Genomic DNA, 23,831 nt, shown 5'->3' with positions numbered 1-23,831 from the left:
GGCGTGCCGCCTTAGCTCAGATGGCCAGAGCAACGCACTCGTAATGCGTAGGTCTCGGGTTCGAATCCCGAAGGCGGCTCCATGGTGAACCCCCAGGTCGATCTTCGACCTGGGGGTTCCGTGTTTTATTCGGTCTCGGTGGACCGGTGTCGGGTGTTCGGGCTCACGCTTCCTCGCCTGCCGGTGCCGCTAGCCGGCGTTCTTCTTGCTGTTGGTGCGGCGGCTGGTGCCGTCGCGCTCCTTCTTGCCGCCGATCGCGCGGATGATCTCGGCGATGGCGAGCAGTGCGTTCACGACGGGGGCCTCGCCGGCAGCGGCGACGGCCAGGACCGCCTTGACCATCACGACAGCGGCGATGGCCAGGATGGCCGTGACGAGCAATGCGACGACGCCTGCCGTCAGTACGATCTCCACCGACATCCCGGTGCCTCCTGAGGGTGTGGGTCCTACTGCCTTTCACGGAGGCATCGCGGTCCCGAATCGGAGGTTTGGGAGCGGGATGTGCGGTTCTACAGGCCGAAGTTGACGCGCAGGCGGGCCCATTCGGCCAGCGTGGGTCGCCAGATGGGACCGCACAGCCGTGGTGCGTCGGTGTCCGTGGCGTCCGGATCCTGCTGGAGGTGCCCGCGTTCGAGACGCTGGAAGTGGTCGGCCGCGGCCCGGGCGGCCTCGACCAGGCCGAGCATCCGGTGGGTGAGGGTATCGGAGCCGCCGCCGGGGAGCGGGGCGGCGGACGGCACGCTAGTGTCGGCGGACACGATGTCGGCCCAGCGGTTGAGTTCGTGGCCGTCCTGACGCGCGATGTGCTCGCGCAGCTGTGTCAGGTAGCGGACGGACTGGCGTTCGGCCTTGGCCTGTTCCGCGGCGGGGCCGAGGCGCGGTGGCCCGACGTAGTGGGGGTGGTAGACGTCCACGGTGAGTCCGTCGGTGGGCAGGGGGCGATCGAGCGGGGCCCCGCCTTCCCAGCTGAGCCCGTTCCTGAGGGGGCGGGGTACGAGCCGGCCCAGGGCGACGGGCAGGGGGCTCCCGGGGGAGTAGGCCCGGAAGCCCAGGGGCGCCTCGGGGGACGCCGACGGACCGCCGCTGACCTTCACCGTCAGGGTGCGGTCCGTGACCTGCCACCGTACGGTGCCCTCCGCGCTGTCCAGGATCCCGGGCGGCAGCTGGGCCCAGTCCGCGTCGGAGGTGTGCCAGCCCTGCTGGTGGGCCTGGGCCCGGATGGCGAGGGAGGGCTGCAGGAGCCGGCGGAGTTCGGCGTCCAGTTCCTCCTGGAGGTGGCGGGGACGGGTGTCGCGGCGGCGGGCCTGCTCGGCGAGTTCGAAGATCCTCGGGTGCAGGGGATGGTCGACGAGGAGGTCCTCGGCGTGTTCCAGGGCGTCGGTGAGCAGTTCGGCGATCCAGGCCTCCCCCGGCAGCGAGCGCTCGGACAGGACGGTGGTCGCGAGGCGGACCAGGCGGGGGGCGCAGCGGGCCAGCCTGACCCGGGCGAGGTCCTCGGCGTCGTCGACGACGTCGGTGAGCGAGCCGAGCAGGGAGCCGGCCTCGATGTCGAGCAGTTCGCCGTCGAGTGCCACGGGGGACCAGCGGGAGAGCCACAGCAAGGTGGCCATGCGCGCGCCGGCCCGGTGGCCGGCGCCGGGGTTCCACGGCGCGGTGCGCCGGGCGACGATGTGGTCGGCGTCGTCGTCGGGGCCGACCACGGCGCGGCCGGCCTCGTCCGCCGCCTCGGTGACCGCGTCGGTGACGGCCTCGCCGAGCGTCAGCGGCAGCATCCAGTTCCGCGGCTCGTGCGCGTCGAGTTCCAAGTACGGGGCGGCGTCGGGGGCGAAGGGGTCGAAGACCAGGAGGCCGCCGATGACGGGCAGCGGCGCGCCGCAGGGCGCCGCGTCGGGCCGGCTGCCGATCCGTACGGTGCCGACGGTGTCCACGGTGATCACTGCCGGGGATCCGGATGTGAGGGTGCGCGGCAGTTCCGGGGGGCGGGGTGTCGTGTTCATGAGTGCGCCCTTCCCGGGCCGTCGGAGTCGGGGAACGTGCTGACGAGGAACGCGCTGACGATGTCGCGGGCCTGCTGCCACCCGATGGCGGGGAGGGCCCCGGGCACCGGCCGCGCGTCGGCGTCGGGGGCGCGGTAGTTCGCGTACAGGGTGCGCCAGGTCTCGGCGGACAACTCCGCCTCGCCGGGGTCGGTGAATCGGCGCAGGAAGGAGAGGGCGTCGTCGGCCGTGAGCCGGGCTTCTGCGAGGTGCCGCACGACGGCGTCGACGACGATCTCCTGGACCGCCCCGGCACCGCTCGTGCCGCGGTCGGCGATCTCCAGGGGGTCGATGTCGGTGTCGAAGTCCGGGGCCTCGTGGTCCTCCGTCCCCCGCATGACGTCCTTGATCTGGCCGGCGAGGCCGTCGATGAAGGTGCGCGCGGCCGACATGACCAGCAGGTTCCAGCGTGCCTCGGGCGGCGGTGGCTGCCTCTGTGACAGCTCGTACCGGTGCAGGATGCTCCACAGGGCGCGGCCGAAGCCGGGTCCGGGGTCGGCCAGTGCCTCGCGTACGGGGCCGTGCTGGGCGTCGCCCAGCCGCAGCGTCTCCTGGACGAACGCGCGCGACGCGGCGACGCGGGCGAGCTGCCGCAAGCGGCGGGGCATGCCGCCGGGCCGGCCGCCCGAACGTGACCGGGAGGTGAAGTCGGCGCTGAGCGCGCCGGCGGAGACGGCGCCCAGGCACAGGACCGCGCGCAGACAGTCGTCGCCGATGCCCAGGGGAGCGGTGGCCCGGTGGGCCTCGTCCTGGGCGAGTCGACGGGTCGTGAGTCGCTGGACCTCCGGGCGCTTCTGGAGCAGCTTCAGGGAGGGGGCCATACGCAGGAACACGGAGCGGTCCAACGGCGGCACGAGCCGGCGACCGCCGGAACCGTCCGGGTCCGTGGTGGCGTCCGCACCGTCCGGGTCCGCCGTGGCGTCCGAACCGCTCGGGTCCGCCGTGGCGTCGGAGGACGTTCCCCTCGCCGTGCGCGGCTCCTGCGCGGAGGGACGCGGTGGGGCGGGGGACCGGGACAGGCCCAGGAGGTTCACGCGGGTCAGGTGTGCCGTCCATGGCCGGGTCGCGGTGTAGGCGTCCCAGAGCTTCTGCCACTCCGTGCTTCCCTCGGGCTGGTCCAGCAGCTCCGTGACCAGCTCGGGGCGGGGCGCCGGGGATCCGGGTGTGCCCGGGTCCCACGACTGGTCGATGACGTCCTGGAGTTGTGCCACCGCCCGGGGGTCGGCGAAGAGCCGCAGCAACGCGGAGAACGACGGCGGGGCCTGGTCCGGGTCGTCGTGCAGCAGGCCGAGGATCACCTGGTCGCACGCGTCGGGGTCCCCGAGGACTCGGGGCTCCGCCGAGTCGCGCCAGACGATCGGGTAGATCAAGTGGAGGAAATCGGAGAAGTAGCGGACTCGGCCGCCCGACGGCTGCTGCTGCCGGTACCGCGTGAAGGCCGCCTTCAGCGCGAGCACCGAGTCGCCTGCTATGCCGAGCCGGGGCGCCTGCGAGGTGATCGCCTCGGTCATGGCGTCGGCCTGCTCGGGGGTGAGGTGCCCGTGGCCCGACTCGGTGACGACGGGGCGCAGGGCGGGCGCGGTGTCCAGGACCACCTGGTAGAGCAGTTGGCGGTAGGCGCGGTCGCGTAGCGTGTCGCAGGAGGTCTTGCCCGTCAGCTTCCTGCGGATGTCCACCGCGAGTAGGAGCCAGGCGCGTTGTGCCGCGGAGCGGGGTGACTCACCCGGAGCCGAAGCCGTACCTGCCGAAGCCGTCCCTGCCGAAGTTGTCTCCGTCGACGTCATCACTGGCCTCCCCGCGCCTCGGTGGCGGCCGCCACGAGCCCGGTCAGCGCGCGTACGGCGCCGCGGACCTCGGCGAGGTAGCGGGTGGGCGTGAACGGCTGGCGCAGGGCCTCACCCACGTCGTCCGGGTCGCCGCCGACGGTCTCGACGTGCACCTGGTAGGGCAGGGCCAGACGGTGGAGCGCGGTGAAGTGCTGGCTCGGGGCGTAGATCGGAGTGGTGACGAGCAGCAGCCGGGCGCCAGGGCGCAGTTGTTCCATGTGCTCGGCGAAGAAGGCGTAGGTGTCACCGGTGTGCGCGCGCCGCTTGTCCGGCTCGGAGGACGGTGCCGCGGCGACGCGTACGGCCGTGCCGCTGGGGCGGGCGTAGTGCCGTACTCCCCAGGTGCCGCCGATGTCGTCGTAGCGCGCGCCCTCGACGTGGGTGGGCTCGCCGAGCCCGAAGGCGGTGCGGGTGCCCAGGTCCAGGGCCTGGTACTCCTCGACGAGCTCGGGGTGCCCGATCCGGCCGGCGAGCACGAACTCGTCGTCGTCGGGGTCCTTGGACGAACTGAAGGGACGGTGGCCGCCGAGGGCGGCGACGCTGCCGGTGCGCACCGCCCCGCCGTCGAGCAACTGGGCGGCGAAGGCGGGGCGGTTGAAGCAGGCCCGGACGAGTCCGCCGAGCAGCAGGACGTGGTCGTAATCCTCGTGCCGCGGGGACGGGCAGTCGTGCAGGCCGAGGGCGGTGGTGGCGGCGAGCACGGTGTCCCGCTGCACGGCGGTCATGGGCAGCTCGGTGCTCTGGTTGCGTTCCTGCCCCTGGGTGCGGTTGTCCCACCGGTCGCTGAAGGCGTAGAGGCGCTGAACGCGGGTCTGCAGGTCACCGGCGGTGCCGAGGAGGTCCTTCTCGTCGCCGTCGAACGCGGTGACCAGCGCGCGCATCGCCTCGGAGGTGATCCAGTCCTCGATGGCCGGCAGGAGGTCGTCGCCGGCGGCGGCCAGGGACACGGCGGGGAAGGTGAGTCGCATGGCGGAGTCCTTACGGTGGGAGGGGGGAGCGGAGGTGGACAGGAAGTACCAGGCACCGCGTTCCCTGACGTAGCCGCTGGTGACGGGGTCGGAACGGTCCTTGTCGCGCTGCGTCGTCATGGCCCGCAGATCCATGCGGGCCAGGGCGATCTTCGCGGTGATTGCGACGGACTTCGCGGTGTTCGGACCGTCGACGGTGCCCTCGACGTGCTGGCGCAGCATGGTCGCCTGGTGGGCGAATTCGGCCGCCCGGCGCAGGCGTTCCGCCTTCTGCTGCACGGAGCCGGGAAGCACGAGCGCCCGGTAGTAGTGCACGAGGGCCTGGCCGTTGACGCAGGTGACGACTTCTTCCAGGTAGCGGGTGCGGTACCGCCGTTCGCGCATCTGAAGGACCGACGTGTACAGCTCCCAGGCGCGGTCCAGGTGGCCGGCCCGCCGGTGCTCCTGGTCGCACTTGGCCAGGTCGATCGCCAGCCCGGCGAGGTTGAACCGGCTCCGGTCCACGTCGGGGCTGTCGGTGTCGCCGGCCAGTGCCACCCGCTGTGCGGCGCTCTCCAGCAGGATGCGCTCGGCCTCACGGTAGATCCGCAGCCGGTCCGCTGCCGGGGTCTCCTCCCGGGAGGCGCGCTTGCGCAGCAGAAGTCCGTACATGGCCTCGGCGCGGGAGGCCGTCAGCAGGAACGCGTTGCGCATGCCCGGGTCGGCCGGCAGGTCCGCGCACAGCGGCCGGCACTCGAGCATCCAGGAGACGGCTTCCTCCAGCTGCTCGGGCGTCGACGAGGGGTCGCGGAAGAGCATGCGGGCCTTGCCGCGCAGACCGTTCACGATCACGAGCCGGGTGCCCGCCGGAAGCGTGCGGACCTCCCGCTCCCGCCACGGGCCGATCAGGTCCTCGGCCGCCGCGTAGAGCGAGGTGGCCAGCGCTTCGTTCTGACGCTCCACCAGACCCGCGAGTGCGTGCAGGCCGCGCGGGTCGGTGTGGGCGACCAGTACCTTCCGCATCTCGTCGACGTCGTCGCTGCTGATCACCAGCCCGTAGGGGGCGTGGTCGGACGAGGCGGGCGCGGGGCGCCCGGCGTCCAGGAGGATCTGCCGGCCGACGCTGTCGATGGCGGCGAAGAGGTGCTCCACCAGAGCCCCGACCATGTCGGAGGTGCCCGGGCCGTCGCGTCGGGTCATGTCCTGGCGGATGGTGTGCCGGAAGAGTCGGTGCATGGTGATCCGGCCCGCCCGCAGGTCCACCAGCCCCAGCCGGTACAGCCGTTGGGCCGCGTGCCGGACGGCTCCGGCCGTGGTGCCGGGGCCGTGCGTGGCGGCGGCCACCGATACGACGATGTCGCAGACCGTGGCGAGGTCGAGGCCGGCCGGCGGGATCCACGCCATGCTCGCGGCGAGGGCCAGCGCGGCGGTGTCCGTGCCCTCACGTGTGTTGCCTTCACCGGCGTTGCCCTCACCGGCGTTTCCATTCGGGCCGGCTTGTGCCCTGCCGCCTGCCTCGCCTTCTGCCCCGCCTTCTGCCCCGTCTTCTGCCGCGCCCTCCCCCTCGTCCGCGCCGAGCGTGGCCCGGACCGCGTGCCAGAAGTGGGCGGGGGCGGTCACGGCGGGCACCACGCGGCCGGTCCACCAGTCGTGTCCGGTCTCCTGCCGGAAGCGAGCGCTGGCGTTGGTGAGCAGGGGGAGTCCGGCGAGGGCCCCGGTCGGGGCGTCGGCGCCGAGTTCGCGGGTCACCTCCTCGCTCTCCAGCGGCGGCAGCGTGAAGACCCGCACACCGGTGCGTGGCCGGGCCCACTTCGGGTGGGTCGTCGTGATCAGCAGGAGCTGGCCCTTGTCCGCCGAGGGCTCGGGGTACCCCTTCAGGTCCTCGGGGGGTACGTCGACGTTGTCCAGGACCGTGACCCAGGAGCCGCGGGCCTGGCGCAGCCGGGCCAGGCCCAGCCGGGCGTACTCCGTTCGCGAGGCGCGGTTGGCGTACTCCAGGCCGATTCCCGACTCCGCCATCTCGTGGTCGCCCAGGGAGGTGGCCAGCACGCTCGAGTCGTTGGCGTCCAGGAACCAGCCGCAGCCGAACTGGGCCTTCGCGGCGATGTCCAGGGCCAGCATCGACTTGCCGGTGCCCTGGTCGCCGTAGAGCACGATCGTGCCGGTCGCTCCGGTGAGATCGTCGAGCAGCTTGCTCCGGCTCTCGTACGGGATGAAGCTGGGGCGCATGGGCAGGCGGCGGGTGATCACCGGGCGTTTGCCGGGCGGCAGCGGCTCGTAGGGAGGGAAGCCGTCGGCGTGCAGGGCCACGACGTCGATCAGGACGCAGTCGCGGTAGTCGGCGTGGAGGAGGGTCCGGGCTCCGTCGGCGCAGGCGGTGGCGAAGTCGTGGCCCTCCTCGTCGTTCTCACCCCGGCAGCCGGCGGTGACGTCCACGGCCAGGCCGGTGGGGCCGAGTTTCGGCGCGAACGGCAGGCGACGGTAGACGTGGCGCGGGTGCGGGCCCTCCGCCAGCGTCACCGGTGGAGGGGTACCGCTCCGGTTCACCGCGGCGGCGGTGTCGACCAGGACCAGGGCGTGGTCCGCGTGGGAGCCCCGGCGCAGGACGGCGATGTAGGGGCGCAGCCCCGCCTGCTTGCACATGGCGGCGAACAGCAGGCTGAGGTCCAGGCAGGTGCCGAAACTGCTGTCGACGGTGCCGGCGTCGCGGATGACCTGCTCGCCCTCGGCGTTCCACGGCTCGTGCTCGTAGGCGATCTTCTTCGCGCGCAGCGCTTCGTACAGCCTGCCCAGCAGGGCGGCGGAGTCGTTCTCCCGCTGGTAGAAGGGGTTCTCCACGAACAGCCGGAGCCGGGTCAGTTCGGCGATGTCCGCGTTCACGTAGCGGGCGAGGTTCTGGTGGTCCGTCTCTTCGCGCAGTGTCCACGGGGTCCACTGCCGGCCGGTTGCTTCGGGTTCCCGCGCTGGTGCCATGGTGTCGTCCGTTCGCCTCGTCCCTCGCTGACATCGGATGTTCCCGCTCCCGAATGGGCGGGCACGGAACGCGCTCTACGGCCCGTCCGTGCAACTGGCGAGCAGCGACGCGGCGGTGACCGTCCGGTCGGGTGACTGACGACGACGCTGTCCCCGGGGAGGTGCGGGATCGCGCGGAGCCCCGTGGTGCGGATACGGGACGCCACCTCCGGCGGAGGGTCGTCCAGGCGCATCTCCAGGTGGTTGCCCAGGCCCATGCGCGGTCCGAGGGTCTGCGTCCAGAAGGTGAGGACGAGGGTGATGCGGGCCACGAGGAGGTAGTCGCCCGCGCGTTCGGCCTGCTCGGCCGCGGCCGCGAGCCAGCGCCACGGACGGTGCAGGCCACTGGCGGCCGCCCGTCCGGTCACGACGTCGTCCAGGGTGGGGGCGCCGCTGGCGACCGCGAGTTCGCGTCCTCGGAAGTGCAGGGCGGCGTCGTTGCCGACGGCTTCGAGAAAGTCGCCGACGATCCGGCTGACGTGGGGGAGGTCCGCGTCGGTGATCACTATCGGGGGCTCGGGCCGCGGTTGGGGTTGGTGCTTCCTGCCGAACAGACTCATGGCGGGTCTCTCTCCTCGCGGGAACGAATCGGATGGAAAGGGGTCGCCGAGGGGCGATTGCGAGGCGCCTCCTCGGCGGGGGATGGGGAGTTGGCCCGGACCGGACCGGACTGGACCGGACTGGACCGGACCGGACCGGGCTGGACCGCGCTGGTCCGGGGCGATGGGGCCCGGGGGCCGTGCCGTGGAGCCGGCAGCCCTCCTACGTCACCCGGTACGGCGAAGTGAGTCCGCGGCCGGGACTGCGGGCAGGGTCGTCGGCCGGTGGCTGTCGGCGCTCAGGAGGCGGGCGACGGCGCTGTGGATGTCGAGGCGGGCCCGGCGCAGGCGGGGGCGTTCACGGCCGGCGTGCACGGCGTTGCTCAGCACCGCCGCCCACCAGCCCGAGACCGGGTCGGCCGCGAGGGACACCCCGGTGAAGCCGGTGTGGCTGATAGTGGTCGCCGGCCACGAGGGGCCGACGTGGTCCCAGGTGCTGTCGCCGGACAGGACCCAGCCGAGTCCGCGCCGGAAGGAGGGATCGGGCAGGGGCTGGAGACGGGACGCCTGTGCCGTCAGGACGTCGGACAGGGGCAGAAGGGCCGGGGTGGACCACGCGGCCGCGTAGGCGGCGGCGTCGTGCAGGTCGGTGAACAGCCCGGCGTGGCCTGTGACTTCGCCCATGGCGAGGGCGTTCTCGTCGTGGACGTGCCCCTGGACGGCGACTCCGTTCCTCACCTCGGTCGCGGCGACGTTCGTACTCGACGGACGGAAGGAGGTCGCCCGCAGCCCCAGCGGCGCGCGGACGTGCGTGTCGAAGAGTTCGGGCAGGTCGGTGCGTGCGGCGCGGCGCAGGATCTCGCCGAGCAGGATGTAGCCGAGGTCGGAGTAGGCGCAGATCGTTCCCGGTGGTGCTGCCGGGGTCTCGCGGAGGACGGCGTTCAGGACGGCGCCGTAGCCGTGGTGCGTGCGCCAGTACTCGCGGTGGGGGACGAGGCCGGCGGTGTGGGTGAGCAGGTGACGGACGGTCATGCGGCCGCCGTAGGGCGTGGCCAGGTCGGGCAGCCAGGTGGTGACGGGTTCGTCGAGGTCGGTCACGCCCGCTTCGTGCAGGCGTAAGGAGACCGGCACCGTGCACATGATCTTCGTGAGGGACGCGGCGTCGTAGAGCGTGGCCTCGTCGACGGGTCGTCGCGGGCCGCCGTACCGGCACGCGTCCCCGGCCCACACCCGGGCGGCGACACGGTCCCGCACACCGCAGGCGACGGCGACACCGGGCATGGTGCCGTCCTCGGAGAGGGCGTAGATGAGGTCACGGAGACGTGTGCGCGCCCGCGCTTCGTCCAGGGCGTGTGTACCGGTCTCCGGTTGCGTTTCCACTACTCCCCCAAGGTCAGTGGCGCCGCCTGGACCGCCCACGAAACCTCGGCGTAACGGACTCGAGGATCGGCATCGGGCCTGCCCCGCGCTGATGCCCCCCAGCGGCAGGCGAGCGGTTGCGCAGCACACTAGGACACCGGCACCGGCCGGGTAACCCAAACGGCCCTTTTGTTTCTTTGGGGATTACAAATCACGACACCGTGCGGAATGGTCCGCTACGGCGCCGTCTGCACGCCCGAGGTCAGATCCGTGATCAGGTTCGCGGTCGCTGTGAGGGCCGCCGTACGCGTGAGCAGCTCGGACTCCGCCGCCTCGTGGTAGGCCACGAAGCGGATGCCGTCGGCCTGGACCCGGTTGTAGCAATAGCAGTCGCTGTGGGAGCCGAAGGCCGTGGGCCGGAGCACGATGAGGGGGGCGAGGGGAAGGGCGCCGCCGCTTTCGTGTGAGTGGAGGTAGAGGGAGTCCTCCTCCAGGGGAAGGCTGCTTTTGATCTGCTGCTGCCGGAACGGGGTGTTGGGGCCCATGGCCAGGTCGACCTCGTGGTGGAACATGCCGTTCCGGAAGCGGGCTCCGCCGGCGCGGACCAGGGGGAAGTCCAGCCAGCCGGCACCGGTCAGGTTGCGCAGGGTGTGCACATGGCCGGTCAGGATGGCGAGTTGCTCCTTGAGGGCGTCCTCGCCGGTCGCGCCCGAGTGGCCGCTCCAGGTGTTGCGGAGGTGGATCACCTCGCCGAACAGGTTGGTGACCTCGGTGCTGACGAGGGTGTCCAGGAAGTCCGGCTGAGCGTCGCCGAAGGCCGCCCGCACGCGCGCGTGCTCGTCGGTGTCGGTGCCGGTCAGTGCGGTGCGGTACCGCTTGGTGAGGCGTTGGAGCACGATGTGCCAGACACCGAGGGTGGCCCGCTCGGGGCTGAGCCCCACCTCGGCGAACTGCGCGGCGAGCGAGGGGAGTTCCCTGTCGAGGACGGAGCGGTCCTGCAGCAGGGCGGACAGGACGACCGTGGCGTGGAACTGGATGGTGGCGTCCCAGAAGTGGAACATCCGGGCGTGACGCGCGTGGGGGTTTCCGTCGCCCTTGGACTCGTACGCCCACAGGGCACTGGCCATGGGGAACGGCAGGCTCGCCGCCCACTGGCCGAGGTCCGCCGACGGGATGAGCCGGCCCGCCTCCCGGTAGATGTCGGCGCGCTTCCTCGGGTCGTTCCACAACTCCCGCTGCGAGTCGGAGAGATGGCGGCGGGCGGTGGCCAGTGCCCGTTCCGTGCGGGCCATGTCGCGCTGTACGGCGAGGTCGGGCAGGGCGATCAGCAGGTTGTCCGCCATGCGCCAGGCCTGGGGGAGGTTGACGGCGCGGGGGCTGACGTAGGTGTCGCCGGGGCTGGTGGCCGCCGAGCGCAGACGCCGGCCCAGCGGGGAGTTCAGCCAGCCGGCGAGGTACTCGGCGTCGACGTGCGCCTCGTCGGGCCGCAGCACGAGGACCCGGTTGGCGGGGGCGACCTCGGCGGGGTCGCCGGTGACCGCGTCCAGGTGCGGTTCGACGGGCAGGACGAGGGCCTGCTCCCCGGCGACGGACGACAGTACGGCGGACCGGTCGGCCGCCTTGGCGGAGGGGACGTAGCAGATGTGCCGGACGAGTTCGGTCAGCCGGGCGGTCCGCCACCCGTGCTGGGTCAGGTCGCGCAGCGCGCGGGGCGCCCGGTCGGTGCGGAAGACCCGGTCCACGTCGAACATCGTGAGCTGGGAACCCGCAACGTCGCGCACGTCGGGTGGCACGGTGCTGTAACGGGCGTCGCGCCACTCCTCGGTGGACTTGGTCCTCGGCACCAGCATGGTGAGCGCGGGCACCCCGGGCCGCGCGGGCCTGCCGGTGGCCGCGGTGGTGGCATGGCTGACCGTGACCTGGCGGAACGAGAGGTCGGGCGCCGAGGCGGTACGGCTGTAGGCGGTGGGCTTCGACTGCTTCAGGCTCCGGGACAGCTCGGCCAGGGCCGCTTCGCTGATCGTGCGGCGTTCCAGGCGGCGGGAGCCCGCGTCCTCGTAGAAGCCGCGCAGGTCGATGAACCGGACCTTGCCGCGGCGGGTCTGGGGCTTGTCGTTGGAGAACACCAGGGCGAACAGCCGGATGGAGGTGTTCGCGCTGAGTCCCTCGGGCAGGGCGACCACGGCGTCCAGCAGGTCCTGTTCGAGCAGCCAGGCGCGGATCGCGCTGCCGCCGGGGTCGAGCAGGGGACCCGTGGCGGTGAACATGATGCCCCGGCCGCCGCCGTCCGCCGGGTTCCGGAGCTTGCTGAGCAGGATCTGCGCGAACAGCAGGGAGGCGTTGCGCGGCTGGGGCAGTCCGGCCGGGAACCGTCCGTCTGGGCGCGCCGCCTCGGCCTGGCACCGGGCGAGGCTGTCGCGCCACGACAGGTTGTACGGGATCTCGGCCACCGTGTAGTCGAACCGCTCGCCGGGGAAGGCATCCTCTTCGAGCGAGCTGGACACGCTGAACTCGGCGTCCGACCCAGCGAGGAACGCGTGCGCACGGGCGCGCTGGACGGTGGACGCGCTGATGTCCTGCCCGGCGATGCCGACCGGCGCCGCCGCCTGGTCCGCCAGCTGCTCCGCCACGTCGAGCGCCAGGGTGGCGGAACCGCACGCCGGGTCGTAGAGCCGCAGCGGGGCGGTGCGGCCGCCGCGCTCGTACGCCGTCAGCGCGGTCGCGGCGACCTTCACCAGCGAGGCCGAGGTGGGGAACTCGTCGTGGTGGTGCACGGGACGCAGCAGCGTGCGCGCGTAGTGCCGGATCTGTTCCCGCGTCCAGCCGCTCAGCAACTCCTGCTCGTCCTCCAGGATGCGGTCCAGGCCGGGGATTCGGGTCCGCACATGCCGCGCGGCGCGCCTCAGCTCGGCCAGGTCCGGCGCCCGCAGTCCGGTGGCGCGGCTTTGCCGGTCGACCGTGTTCCACAACAGGGTGTCGGCCAGCTCGTTGAAGGAGAAGGGGCCCCGGAGGGAGTCGAACAGCTTCCACAGATGCTGCTCGACCGTCTGTCGCTCGTCCATCCTGGCCCCCCGAGTCGTGGACGCGCGGCTCTGCCGTACCGGAGCCGAGCCGCGGTCCGCGCGGTCGTACTACACGCGGTCGTACTACAAGGGGATCAAGGTACCGAAGGCTGTTGGCCGGCGGGATGGGGTCGGGAGCGGCTGGGGGTCGCTTCCGTCACAGGGCGACCACCGCGCGCATCACCGTGCCGTTGGCGGTGCGTTCGAGCGTGGTGTCGACCGCGTACGCGTCGACGAGGGTCAGGCCACGGCCGAACGCGGCGTGCAGGTCGGCGGGCTCGCAGCGGGGGGCGGGACGCTCCCGCCACTGCCCGTTGTCCCGCACGCGCACCGTCAGCGCCGTGTCGTCGATCTCCAGGAGCAGGGCGACGTCGGCACCGCCGCTGTGCAGTACGGCGTTGGCGGCCAGCTCCGTGACGATCACCCCGAGCGCCTCCTCGGCCTGCTCGGGCAGCCGGCGGTTGCGCGCCACCGTCCACGCCAGCCGGCGCAGCGCCGGAACGGACTCCGGACGGGCGGGCATCGTGACGGCGGCCAGCAGGCGGCCGGGCCGGAACGGCACCTCCTCGCGCGGGCGGCCGCTCAGCGGGGCGCCGATGCCGAGGGCGGCGTCTGCCGGGACGCGGGCACCGTCGGGCATGCCGGGGCGGTCCGTGAGGGGGCTCGGACAGGTGGTCTCGTTCATTGTCAGGACTCCTGTCCTGCGCAGCCGGCTGGGGGCGATGACGGCCCCCGCCGGCCTGAGGGGCCGAGAGGCCTTGACCCGTCCCACGCTCCCCGTGACGCCCGCGGGGCGGCAAGCAGGAGAGACTGATTACGGATACTCAAAGAATCGGGACATGCCGGATACCAGGGTGACGGTGACGCACGTGGCCGAACTGACCGAGAACGCGCTGCGCGGGCTGCTGGCTCGCGGACTGGCCGACGGGGACGGTACGGGGCCCGTCCTGCTGATCGTCGAAGGCGCGGCCGGCACCGGCAAGACCAGGCTGCTGAACAGGCTGCTGTCCGGCCTGCCGCTACCGGCCCGCACGAGCGCCGCCGCCGTTCTCGCCGCAGCTGATCCAGCGGGCCCTGAGCCCAGCCCCGCTCCCGGTCCGAGCGGCCCCGGTGGCGCTCCCGGTCCAAGCGGCCCCGGCACCGGCGCCGGCTCCCGCACCGCCCCCCTCCTCCTCGCCGTGGAGGACGTCCATCGGGCCGGTGCGGACGAGGTGGCCGCTCTTCGGGTGCTGCTCGCGGCGCCGCCCGCGCGGTTCGCCTGCGTTCTCACTCACCGCCCGGAGGAACTCGCCGAGCCGGGGCTGGTCCTCGGCCCGCGGACCGAGTTCCCGGCCGCGCTCACCGTCGTACGGCAGACCCTCGGCCCCCTCGACCGGGCCGCCGTCGGCCGGTCCGCCGCCGCCGTGCTGGGGGCGGGACACTGCACGGCCGATCTGGTCACCGCGCTGCACCACGCGTCCGGGGGCATCGCCCAGACCGTCTCCGACCTGCTGGACCTGCTCGCCGCGCACACCGCCGGGCGTCCCGAGGCGCAGCCCGGCCCGGGCGACCTGGAGCGGGTCGGCGTACCGCCCCGGCTCGCGGCGCTCGCCCTGCGCCGTACCGCCGCCGTACCCGAGGTGCACCGGCCCGTCGTGTTCGCCGCCGCCGTTCTGGACCGGCCCGCGACCGCGCGCGAGCTGGCTGCCGTCGCCGGGCTGTCCGAGTCCCTCGGCAGGGCCGCGCTGCTCGCCGCGTTGCGTGGTGCCGCGCTGTGCGAGCACGGCGTCGGCAGGTACGGCTTCGCCGCGCCGCTCGCCGCCGCCGCCGTACGCCGGGAACTGCCCGGCCCGGTGCGGGAGGCTCTGCACGGGCGGGCCGCCGCGCTGCTGGCCCGGCAGCAGCCGGTGCCGTGGGAGCGGCTGGCCGCGCACCGGCGGGCCTGCGGTGACCAGCGCGGCTGGCTGCGTGCCGTGGAGCGGGCCGCGCAGGAGTTCGCCGACACGGGTGAGATCCAGCGCGCGGTACGGCTCCTGGAGGACGCCCTGTCCGGCGGCGAGGTCCCCGCGCACGCCCGCTCCCGGCTCGCCACCCTGCTCGCCCGCAGCGCCGTCATGGGCCTGCGCTCCGACCAGACGCTGGAAGTGCTGCAGAACATCGTCGCCGGCGCCGACCTCCCGCCGACCGTGCGCGGCGAGATCCGGCTGGACCTCGGGCTGCTGCTGTGCAACCAGATGGGCCGCATCCTGGAGGGCCAGGCCGAGCTGGCCCGGGCCGTCGACGACCTGGCCGGCCAGCCGGTGCCGCTGGCCCGGGCGATGTCCGCGCTGTCCATGCCCTACTGGCCGGGCATGCCGCTCGCCGACAACATCGCCTGGCTGGAACGCGCGGTGACCGTGGCCGCCGAGTCCGGGGACCCCGTCGTCCAGGCCGCCGTCGCCGCGAACCAGGTCAGCGTGCTGCTCAACATCGGCGACCCGGCGGCCTGGCCGCTCATCGACGCCCTGCCCCGGGACAGCGAGCTGCTCGGCGCCCGCCAGCAGGCCTCCCGCGGGCTGTGCAACGCCGCCGACGCCGCCGCCTGGCTCGGCCACTACCGGCAGTGCCGGGTTCTGCTGGACGAGGGCGTCGCGCTCGCCGCCCGCAACGGCGCCGCGTACGCCGAGCAGACCGGCCGGGGCGCCATCCTCGTCCTTGACTGGGCCACCGGACGCTGGGCCGGGCTCGCCGCGCGGGCCCGCGCCCTGGTCGACGAGGTCGGTGACATGGCCTCCGGCGCCGACGCCCGGATGGTCCTCGGTCTCCTCGCCCTCGCCCGGGGCGAGTGGGCCGACACAACCGAACACCTGACCGGCCCGGACTCGCTCGACCGGGACAGCGGCCCCGTCCCGCTCTCCGCCACCGCCTCGGGCGCCCTGATCCGGCTCGCCCTCGCCCGCGACGAGACCGGCCGCGCCGTCGCCGAGGCCGACGCCGCCTGGCAGCGGCTGCGCGCCAAGGGCGGCACCTGGGCCTGGGGCGCCGACCTCGCTCCCTGGGCGGTCGAGGCGACCGTGCGGGCCGGGAACGTCTCCGGGGCCCGCGAGATGACCGCCGAGTTCGCCGCCGGGCTGGAGGACCGGGACGCGCCGTCCGCCGGCGCCGCGCTGGAGTGGACCCGGGGTGTCCTCGCCGAGCACACCGGCGACCCGGCCGCCGCCGTCCGGCACTACGCGGCCGCCGCCGAGGCGTACGCCGCCATGCCCCGCCTCTACCACGCGGCCCTCACCGCGGCCGCCGCCGCCCGCTGCGCGCTCGCGCTCGGCATCGACCCCGGCCTCGACGGTCCGCTCCACCCGCTCCACCCCGGCCCGGATCGCGGGCCGGGCTTCGGGCCGGGCCGCCGTGCGGACACCGGGCCCGCCGTCGCCGCGCTCGCCGACTGCGCCGACCGGTTCGAGGCGCTCGGCGCCACCTGGGACGCCGCCCGGACCCGTGCCGACCTGCGCGCACACAGCCCGGCCGAGGAACGGCGGGCGCCCGGCCGGCCCAGCTACGGCGATCTGCTCTCCCCACGCGAGGCGGAGGTCGCCGAACTCGCCGGCGCCGGCATGACCAACAGGGAGATCGCGGCCGCCCTGCACCTCTCGCCGCGCACCGTCGAACAGCACGTGGCCCGGGCCCTGCGGAAGACCGGCGCGCACTCCCGCCAGCAGCTTTCCTGGGCCCACCGCGCGGCGGCTCCCGCCGAACCGACTGCCGAGTGAGCCGAACGGGGGGGAGCAGGGGGGGGGAGCAGCGGGAGCAGGTGGGGCAGCCTCTTGGCCCGTGGCCGGGAATTAAACACGTATCCGTGGTCGGCCGGACCCGGCTTGAGTCGTACCCCGTCGCCGTTGCAGGCTCGCTGCGGGCGGCGTCGCGTCCCATCCCTGCGGCGCCGCAACGGGCCCCGGCACCGCGGTGCCCCGCACAGGCGCGGAGCCGGCCGCCGCTCCGACCATGACGGCCCGGCCCGCGCCCACCCGTGCCGGTCCCGGGCCGCCCGGACGACCCTGACGACGATCCGGACGGCCCGGACCGGTACCGGTCACCGCAGGCTTGCCCGAGCCGGTGGAACGTCGTGTCGTGGAGGTGCCCGGATGCTGCCGGTGTTGAAACTGCTGGAAGACGAGGAGCGGGCCGCCCGCGAGCGGGTGGAGTCGCTGCGCGCGGAGGCCGACCGGGTCCTGGACGAACTGGCGCGTGCGGAGGCGGACTGGGAGGGCTGGGCCGTCGCCCGCCAGCGGGTCAGGCAGGTCATGTCAGCGCCGGCCGAGGGGAAGACCGGCACCGGCGCCGCGGAGGCCGCGCTCACGGCGGCGCGGCAGGAGACCGTCTCCGCGCACGAGCGTGTGCTGGACGCCAGAGCGTGGGCCGCCGACTGATCGTTCCGGCACCCCGAGGGGTTCCGTGGACTGAGAACGGGACAGGACCCCGGTCGTTCACCTCCGCCGACCGGGGTCCTTTGGCGTCCCCGGACCCGGCCTGCGGCGACACTCCCCCGAGTTACGCGATAAAACGCGCGCGCCGTCGGGCCTGATCCGATGGAATGATCACATCAGGGGCCGCCAACAGATCGCTAACATGTGGCCAACGGTTGGTTCGTACGCTCCTCAACGGTTGGCCGGAAGTCGCCGGGCGGAGCGGCGGAGCAGGCCGGAACCCTAACGGATCCCGGCCCGGGCCGACAGAGGGAAGGTGGCGGGAAACCGCTGTGGGCAGGGTGGAATTCCGCCAAGCGACGGCGGGTACGCGCCCGGCGCGGAGCACGATCGGACGGCACCACAGGGGAAAGACGGCAAGCACGGCAAGTACGGGAAGGCAGTGAGGCGGCGTGATGCGGCGGTGCGAGCTGCGGTTCGGGCTGCTGGGACCACCGGTCCTCTACGACCGGTACGACCGACTGCCGCACGACGTGGCGTACGACACGGCGTACGACCCCGGCGACACCGTCTCCGAGCAGCCGGTCCGCGTGATCGGCAGCCCCAAGGTCCGCGCGCTCCTGGCCGCGCTGCTCCTGGAGGCCGGCCGGGTGGTGTCGGTCGAGTCGCTCAAGGACGCCCTGTGGGGCGGCGCGCCGCCCGCCTCCGCGCAGGCGTCCCTGCACAACCACGTCACCCGGCTGCGCCGGCTCCTCGACGACCCCGAGCGGCTCAGGGCCGTCGCACCGGGCTACCTGCTGCGCGTCAACGGCGGCGAGTTGGACGTGCACGTGTTCGACGCCCGCGTCGCCCAGGCACGCGCAGCGCACGCGCGGGGCGACTGGGAGCGGGTCGTGGAGACCTGCACCGCGGCGCTGACGCTGTGGCGCGGCACGCCCCTCAGCGGCGTCCCCGTCGGCGTCGGCGGCTACGCGCTGGTGCAGCGCCTGGAGGAGGCGCGGCTGCTCGCCCTGGAGTGGCGCTACGACGCCGAACTCGCCCTCGGCGGCGACCGCTTGACCGCCCTGGCCCCGGAACTGGCGGCCCTGGTCGCCGAGCACCCGCTGCGCGAGGCGTACCACCGCCAGCTGATGCTCGCCCTCCACCGCACCGGCCGCCAGGCCGAGGCGCTCGCCGTCCACCGCGACCTGCGGGCCCGCCTCATCGACGAACTCGGCATCGAACCGGGCCCCCACGTCCGCGACACCCACCTGCAGATCCTCCGCGACTCCCCGCCCTCGACGCCGGCGGCGGAGCCCCAGACAGCCTCAGACACCCGACCGGCCGTCGCAACCGAAACAGCACGAACCGAAGCAGCACAGGCGCCGCTGCCACGCCCCACACCGGCTCCGCCTGCGGAACACCCGTCGTCCACCGCATCCCGGCCCGTGCCGCCGGAAGGGACGCCGTGCGCCTCCAGCCCCGCTACCGGTCCGACCACAGGACGACCCCACCCCGGCCATCCGCCCACGGCAACACCCGAGGCCGCCGATGGCGCGCGCCACCCGCAGGGGCCACCGGCACCCGACGACGAAACCCGCACGGGTGGTGCGGGTGGAAATTCCGATGCGGCCGAAGGTCGCCAAAGCCCGCACCCCCGCCCACCCGCACCCACAGCCGCACGCGCCCTCGCCCGCACTCCCGCCCCCGCTCAACTCCCGCCACCCCCCGCCAACTTCACCGGCCGGACCACCGAACTCACCAACCTCCACCACACCCTCACCGCCGAGCGCGGCGAACTAGCGGTGATCAGCGGGATGGCCGGCGTAGGCAAGAGCGCCCTCGCCCTGCACGCCGCCCACGCCCTGCGCGGACGGTTCCCCGACGGCCAGCTCTACGTCAATCTGCGGGGCGCGGCCCCGGGCATGACCCCCCTCGACGCCCCGCAGGCCCTCGCCGCCCTCCTCAGGGACCTCGGCGTGGACCCGCGCGGCATCCCCGAACACCCGGACGCGGCAACGGCGTTGCTCCGCTCCCTCCTCGCCCCCACCCGCACCCTCATGGTGCTGGACGACGCGGCCAACGCCGCCCACGTACGGCCCCTGCTGCCGGCCGGCCCCGGCTGCGCCGTGATCGTCACCAGCCGCTCGCCGCTGACCGCCCTCGACGGCGCCAGGCGCTTCCCGCTCGGACCGCTGCCGGAGGAGGACAGCGCGGCTCTGCTACGCGCGGTGAGTGGACGCGACGGCCTCGACGCCTCGCACGCCCTCGTGGGGCTGACCGGCGGGCTGCCACTCGCCCTGCGGGTCGTCGCCGCCCGCCTCGCGGCCCGCCGCGCGCTCACCCCGGACGTGCTCGCCGGCCAACTCACCGCCACCGGCGGGCGCCTGCGGCACCTGGAGTACGACGACCTGAGCGTCCGCCGGTCCCTCGCCGTCGCACACGACGCGCTCGCCGCGAGCGAGCGCGAGACCGACCGGGACGCGGCCCGCGCCCTGCCCCGTATCGGCGCGCTCGACCTGCCGACGTACGGCGCCCCGCTGATCGCCCGCCTCACCGGCACCGACGAGCCCCGTGCCGAGGCCGCGCTGGACCGCCTCGTCGACGTGGCCCTGCTGGAGGAGACGGCGTACGGCCGTTACGTCCCCCACGGCCTGGTCCGCGACTTCGCGCGCGAACTGGCCGGCGGCGACGGCCACGCCCCGGACGGCACCGGTACCCCCGCCTGCCCCGACGTGGCAGCCCTCCGCTGGTACGCCGCCGTCGCCGAACGCGTCCTCACCGCCGCCGTCGGACCCGGCCTCGACCGGGACGACCGGCTCCGCCCCACCGTAGCCCAGCCCGCGCGGCACGCGGCGGACGTGTCGGCCGTACCGTCCTTCGCGTCGGACCAGGAGGCGTTCGCCTGGGCCGACGGCGAACTGGAGAACATCGTCACCCTGGCCGCGCGGCACTCCGGCACCGCCGACGGGACCACCGCCGCTCACCTCTGCACCGTGGTCCGCCTGCTGTTCCCGTACGTACGGGGCAGCGGGCGGCTCGCGGAGATGGAGGTGCTCGGGCGGGCCGCGCTCAAGGCGGCGCGCCGGCTCGGCGATGCGGCGGCCGAGGCGTGCGCCCTCGTCGACCTCGCGGGTCTGCACTTCCTGACCGGCCGGCACAGCGAGGCCCTCGCCCTCAACGACGCGGCCCTGGACATCTGGCGGCGGCTCGGCACCGTCTCCTGGATCCGCCGCTGCCTGAACAACCGGGGACTGCTCCTGGACGGGCTCGGACGGCTCGCCGAGTCCGAGGACGCCCTGCGGCAGAGCCTGACCTACTCCCGTCAGCTGAACGACCCCTACGGCGAGGCGATCACCCACAGCCATCTCGGCAACCTCTTCGAGCACACCGACCCGCGCGCCGCCATCGAGCAGCACCGGCGGTCGCTGTCCATCGGGGAGACCATCGGCGCGGTCATCGTGCGGCACACGGCGCACTGCAACATCGGCTACGCCCACCTCGCCCTCGGCGAACCGGCCGCCGCAGCGCGGCACTTCGAGCAGAGCCTGCGGATCCTCGGCGACCACGGCGACTGGCACGGCGAGTCGCAGACACGGCTGGGCCTGGTGCGGGCGCTGCGGCTGCTGGGCGACCCCCTGCGGGCGGGCCGGGAGTGCGCCGAGCTGCTGCGCCGCGCGGACGACCGCGCCGACCGCTACGTCGGCGGTCTCGCCCGCCACCAGTCGGGTCTCCTGCTGCGCGACGAGGGACGCCACACGCAGGCGTACGACACCTGGCGCGCGGCCCTCGCGGCGCTCGAGGGCACCGACGAGCAGACGGTGGCCGCCGAGCTGCGGGAACTGCTGGCCGAGGGGCCGTAGCCGTACGCCCGGTGTCCGCTGTCGCGCTCCTCGGTCTCACTTGGCGTCCGCATAGCACTCCACCACCGCTGTCGTGAACGGGAACCGGACCGGTGTCTCCCCGAACGTCAGCCGGCCGGCGAGGTCGGCGGCGTCGCCGATGGCCCGGACGACCGTGTCGGCCTCCTCGGCGGGGCAGTGCACGATCACCTCGTCGTGCTGGAAGAAGACCAGTTCGGCGGCGAGGCCCGCGCAGGACCGGCGCAGCGCGGCGAGCATCAGCAGGGCCCAGTCGGCGGCGCTGCCCTGGACGACGAAGTTCCGCGCGAAGCGGCCCCGCGCGCGGGAGTCGGTGGAGGAGTGGCCGGGTGCCCAGGAGCGGCCGTCGGTGTCGTCCTCGCCGACGGGAATGCCCGCCTCCTCTGCCGCGCCCTCGTCCGCCCCGGCGACCGGCGGGCACGTGCGGCCGAGCCAGGTGCGCACGAGCCGGCCCTCCTCGCCGGCCCGCGCGGCCTCGTCGACGTACGCCACCGCGCGGGGGAAGCGGCGGCGGAGCGCGGCCAGGTTCTTCAGACCGTCGCCGGAGGTCTGGCCGTAGACCGCACCGAGCACGGCGATCTTGGCTTGGTCCCGGTCGCCGGAGAACGCGCGGTCCGAGACGGACTGGTACAGGTCGCTCGCCCGGCCGGCCACCTCCATGAGGCCGGGGTCCCGGGAGATCGCGGCGAGCACGCGGGGCTCCATCTGGTCGGCGTCGGCCACGACCAGCCGCCAGCCCGGGTCGGCGACCACGGCCCGGCGGATCACCTTGGGGATCTGCAGCGCGCCCCCGCCGTTGGTGACCCACCGCCCGGTGACCGTGCCGCCGGCGACGAACTCCGGGCGGAAGCGGCCGTCGCGCACCCAGTCGTGCAGCCAGGACCAGCCGTGCGCCACCCAGATCCGGTACAGCTTCTTGTACTCCAGCAGGGGTTCGACCGCCGGGTGGTCGACTCCGCTGATCTCCCAGCGGCGCGTCGACCTCACCTTGATGCCGGCCTGTGCGAACGCCTTGATCACATCGGCGGGCAGGTCGGGCCGGACCCGGCGCCCGAAGGCGGCCGACACCTGGTCCGCCAGGTCGGCGAGGCGCCGGGGTTCGCCGCCGCCCGCGTACCGCTCGCCGAGCAGGTCGTGCAGCAGGGCGCGGTGGACGTCGGCGCTCCAGGGGAGGCCGGCCCGGTTCATCTCGGCGGCGATGAGCGTGCCCGCCGACTCGGCGGCGGTCAGCAGCCGCATCCGGTCGGGGTGGGCGGCCTTCTCGTGCCGCCGCTGCTGGTCGGCGTAGACCGCGAGGAGGTCGTCGAGCGGCAGGGGGGCGCCCTGCGGCTCGAACAGCGGGGACTGGGCGCCCGGATCGGCCGCGCGCTGCCGCGGGTCGGGAGGTACGGGGCCGCCGCGGAGGCGGGCCAGGGCGGCGGCGGCCGAGCGCGGCTCGCCGGACCGTCCCTCGTGGCCCAGCAGGAGTGTCTCGGCGTCCTCGATGTCGTAGCACCGCTCCACTCGCACCCCCGTGGCGAGCAGACGCGGGTAGACCTCGGGGGTGGACCGCCACACCCAGCGCGTCACCTCCGGGCGGCTCCGCACCGCCCCGGCGAGATCGGACTCCCGCCGCACCGGACCGGCGGGCAGCCCGTCCGGGCCGAGGGGGGCGACGTCCACGCCTCCGTCCTCGGCCGGTGCGAGTGCCCAGCGGTCGGCCATGAAAGGGAGTGTGCCAGCGGGGTCTGACAATGGGGGTGACCTGCGGTCCAGCGTGGCCGAAGGGTGTCAGCACCGGCCGCTCGTAGCCCTGCGGGGGCTTCGCCCCCGACCCCGCCAGGGGCTCCGCCCCTGGACCCCGCCTCGCCCACCCACCACCCGACTCGGCGGGCTGCAGAGGGACCGAACCGCCTCGCTCCCGCCCCGGGTTCAGGACTCTGGGGTGTCTGTTGCCGCTTCTGCTGCCGCACCCGCTGCCTTCTTCTGTTCCAGGAGGAGGGCGAGGACCCGGTTGACGTACTGCTCGGTGGCGGCCTTGCTGATGCCGAGGTCGTTGAGGACGCCGTGGCCGTTCTCGTGTTCCAGGAGGGCGAGGAGGATGTGCTCGGTGCCGATGTAGTTGTGGCCGAGGCGGAGCGCCTCGCGGAAGGTGAGTTCGAGGGCCTTCTTGGCGTCGGGACCGTACGGGACGAGTTCCGGTACGTCGTCCGCGGCCGGGGGAAGCGCGGCGGTCGCCGCCTGGCGTACGGCGTCCAGCAGGACGCCCTGCGAGACGATCGCCTTCGCGGCGAGGCCCTCCGGTTCGGCCAGCAGGCCGAGGACGAGGTGCTCGGGGCGGCTCTCGGCGTTGCGGGCGGCCACCGCCTCGTTGTGCGCGGCCATGACCACGTTCCGCGCGCGCGGGGTGTAGCGGTTGAAGCCCTGGCTGGGGTCGAGGTCCGCCGACTCCTTGGCCACGAACCGCTTCTGCGCCGCCTGCCGGGTGACGCCCATGCTCTTGCCGATCTCGGTCCAGGACGCGCCCGAGCGGCGGGCCTGGTCAACGAAGTGCCCGATCAGGTGGTCGGCCACGTCACCGAGGTGATCGGCGGCGATCACCGCGTCCTGGAGCTGGTCGAGGGGTTCGGGGTGAACCTTCTTGATCGCCTCGATGAGGTCGTCGAGGCGTACGGATGCCGTGATGTTCGGATTGGTCGCCATGTGTCAACCGTAGGTTGCGCCTCCCTCCACTGTCAACTGGTGGTTGACAGTCGTTTCCCGACTGTCTTCCGCTGTCCACAGGGTGTGGACGGGCGCCGCCGGGTGTCAGTGGGGCGTGGCACGATCGGT

The 23,831-nt window shown here is 73.8% G+C and carries 13 protein-coding genes and 1 tRNA gene; 4 read left to right on the top strand and 10 right to left on the bottom strand.

Annotation, left to right across the window (positions count from 1 at the left end; all coding sequences use genetic code 11):
- The first annotated feature begins 5 nt into the window (after positions 1-5).
- A tRNA-Thr gene (locus ABZ854_RS03985) sits at positions 6-82 on the top strand.
- Between the two features lie 107 nt (positions 83-189).
- On the opposite strand, the gene ABZ854_RS03980 is transcribed toward ABZ854_RS03985, so the two are convergent.
- The 8 genes from ABZ854_RS03980 to ABZ854_RS03945 form a co-directional block, all read right to left on the bottom strand.
- Positions 190-420, bottom strand: a complete 231-nt coding sequence (locus ABZ854_RS03980) for a hypothetical protein (protein ID WP_361203800.1) — start codon at positions 418-420, stop codon at positions 190-192.
- Positions 421-509: 89 nt separating this feature from the next.
- Entirely contained in the window at positions 510-1,997 is a 1,488-nt protein-coding gene (locus ABZ854_RS03975) for a hypothetical protein (RefSeq protein WP_361203797.1), read from the bottom strand.
- Positions 1,994-3,712 carry a hypothetical protein gene (locus ABZ854_RS03970; protein ID WP_361203794.1) on the bottom strand — a complete coding sequence of 573 codons (1,719 nt, stop codon included), beginning with the start codon at positions 3,710-3,712 and terminating at the stop codon, positions 1,994-1,996. Before ABZ854_RS03970 ends, ABZ854_RS03975 begins: the two co-directional genes overlap by 4 nt.
- A gap of 107 nt (positions 3,713-3,819) precedes the next feature.
- The gene (locus tag ABZ854_RS03965; protein WP_361203791.1) at positions 3,820-7,782 is read right to left on the bottom strand and encodes an AAA family ATPase; all 3,963 of its coding nucleotides are present in this window, start codon (positions 7,780-7,782) and stop codon (positions 3,820-3,822) included.
- Entirely contained in the window at positions 7,686-8,381 is a 696-nt protein-coding gene (locus tag ABZ854_RS03960) for a hypothetical protein (protein ID WP_361203788.1), read from the bottom strand. The genes ABZ854_RS03965 and ABZ854_RS03960 overlap by 97 nt, the downstream gene beginning before the upstream one ends.
- A gap of 207 nt (positions 8,382-8,588) precedes the next feature.
- A complete protein-coding gene (locus tag ABZ854_RS03955) occupies positions 8,589-9,740 on the bottom strand; it encodes a serine hydrolase domain-containing protein (RefSeq protein WP_361203785.1) in 1,152 nt (383 codons plus the stop codon).
- A 215-nt stretch (positions 9,741-9,955) separates the two neighbouring features.
- Positions 9,956-12,781 carry an N-6 DNA methylase gene (locus tag ABZ854_RS03950; RefSeq protein WP_361203782.1) on the bottom strand — a complete coding sequence of 942 codons (2,826 nt, stop codon included), beginning with the start codon at positions 12,779-12,781 and terminating at the stop codon, positions 9,956-9,958.
- Between the two features lie 157 nt (positions 12,782-12,938).
- Positions 12,939-13,466: an ATP-binding protein gene (locus ABZ854_RS03945; protein ID WP_361203779.1), complete on the bottom strand. Its 528-nt coding sequence runs from the start codon at positions 13,464-13,466 to the stop codon at positions 12,939-12,941.
- Positions 13,467-13,620: 154 nt separating this feature from the next.
- Between ABZ854_RS03945 and ABZ854_RS03940 the strand changes: the two genes are divergently transcribed.
- From ABZ854_RS03940 to ABZ854_RS03930, 3 genes are all read left to right on the top strand, one after another.
- Positions 13,621-16,506: a helix-turn-helix transcriptional regulator gene (locus ABZ854_RS03940; RefSeq protein ID WP_361203776.1), complete on the top strand. Its 2,886-nt coding sequence runs from the start codon at positions 13,621-13,623 to the stop codon at positions 16,504-16,506.
- A 372-nt stretch (positions 16,507-16,878) separates the two neighbouring features.
- The gene (locus ABZ854_RS03935; RefSeq protein ID WP_361203773.1) at positions 16,879-17,163 is read left to right on the top strand and encodes a hypothetical protein; all 285 of its coding nucleotides are present in this window, start codon (positions 16,879-16,881) and stop codon (positions 17,161-17,163) included.
- A 452-nt stretch (positions 17,164-17,615) separates the two neighbouring features.
- The gene (locus ABZ854_RS03930) at positions 17,616-21,002 is read left to right on the top strand and encodes a BTAD domain-containing putative transcriptional regulator (RefSeq protein ID WP_361203770.1); all 3,387 of its coding nucleotides are present in this window, start codon (positions 17,616-17,618) and stop codon (positions 21,000-21,002) included.
- A gap of 36 nt (positions 21,003-21,038) precedes the next feature.
- On the opposite strand, the gene ABZ854_RS03925 is transcribed toward ABZ854_RS03930, so the two are convergent.
- On the bottom strand, positions 21,039-22,724 hold the full coding sequence (locus tag ABZ854_RS03925) for a bifunctional 3'-5' exonuclease/DNA polymerase (protein ID WP_361203767.1): 1,686 nt from the start codon (positions 22,722-22,724) through the stop codon (positions 21,039-21,041).
- Positions 22,725-22,931: 207 nt separating this feature from the next.
- Positions 22,932-23,702 (bottom strand): Clp protease N-terminal domain-containing protein, encoded by a 771-nt coding sequence (locus ABZ854_RS03920; protein WP_361203764.1) that lies wholly within the window; start codon positions 23,700-23,702, stop codon positions 22,932-22,934.
- Between the last annotated feature and the right edge of the window lie 129 nt (positions 23,703-23,831).

The sequence above is a fragment of the Streptomyces sp. NPDC047028 genome (assembly GCF_040644095.1).
Classification (GTDB): Bacteria; Actinomycetota; Actinomycetes; order Streptomycetales; family Streptomycetaceae; genus Streptomyces.
This window is presented reverse-complemented; position numbering and strand designations above follow the sequence as displayed.

What these genes read in the sequence shown, in the direction of transcription:
- ABZ854_RS03950 (WP_361203782.1), bottom strand. Translation starts at nt 12,781, where the DNA reads ATGGACGAGCGACAGACGGTCGAGCAGCATCTGTGGAAGCTGTTCGAC.
- ABZ854_RS03920 (WP_361203764.1), bottom strand. Translation starts at nt 23,702, where the DNA reads ATGGCGACCAATCCGAACATCACGGCATCCGTACGCCTCGACGACCTC.
- ABZ854_RS03945 (WP_361203779.1), bottom strand. Translation starts at nt 13,466, where the DNA reads ATGAACGAGACCACCTGTCCGAGCCCCCTCACGGACCGCCCCGGCATG.
- ABZ854_RS03980 (WP_361203800.1), bottom strand. Translation starts at nt 420, where the DNA reads ATGTCGGTGGAGATCGTACTGACGGCAGGCGTCGTCGCATTGCTCGTC.
- ABZ854_RS03930 (WP_361203770.1), top strand. Translation starts at nt 17,616, where the DNA reads ATGCGGCGGTGCGAGCTGCGGTTCGGGCTGCTGGGACCACCGGTCCTC.
- ABZ854_RS03975 (WP_361203797.1), bottom strand. Translation starts at nt 1,997, where the DNA reads ATGAACACGACACCCCGCCCCCCGGAACTGCCGCGCACCCTCACATCC.
- ABZ854_RS03960 (WP_361203788.1), bottom strand. Translation starts at nt 8,381, where the DNA reads ATGAGTCTGTTCGGCAGGAAGCACCAACCCCAACCGCGGCCCGAGCCC.
- ABZ854_RS03965 (WP_361203791.1), bottom strand. Translation starts at nt 7,782, where the DNA reads ATGGCACCAGCGCGGGAACCCGAAGCAACCGGCCGGCAGTGGACCCCG.
- ABZ854_RS03935 (WP_361203773.1), top strand. Translation starts at nt 16,879, where the DNA reads ATGCTGCCGGTGTTGAAACTGCTGGAAGACGAGGAGCGGGCCGCCCGC.
- ABZ854_RS03925 (WP_361203767.1), bottom strand. Translation starts at nt 22,724, where the DNA reads ATGGCCGACCGCTGGGCACTCGCACCGGCCGAGGACGGAGGCGTGGAC.
- ABZ854_RS03940 (WP_361203776.1), top strand. Translation starts at nt 13,621, where the DNA reads ATGCCGGATACCAGGGTGACGGTGACGCACGTGGCCGAACTGACCGAG.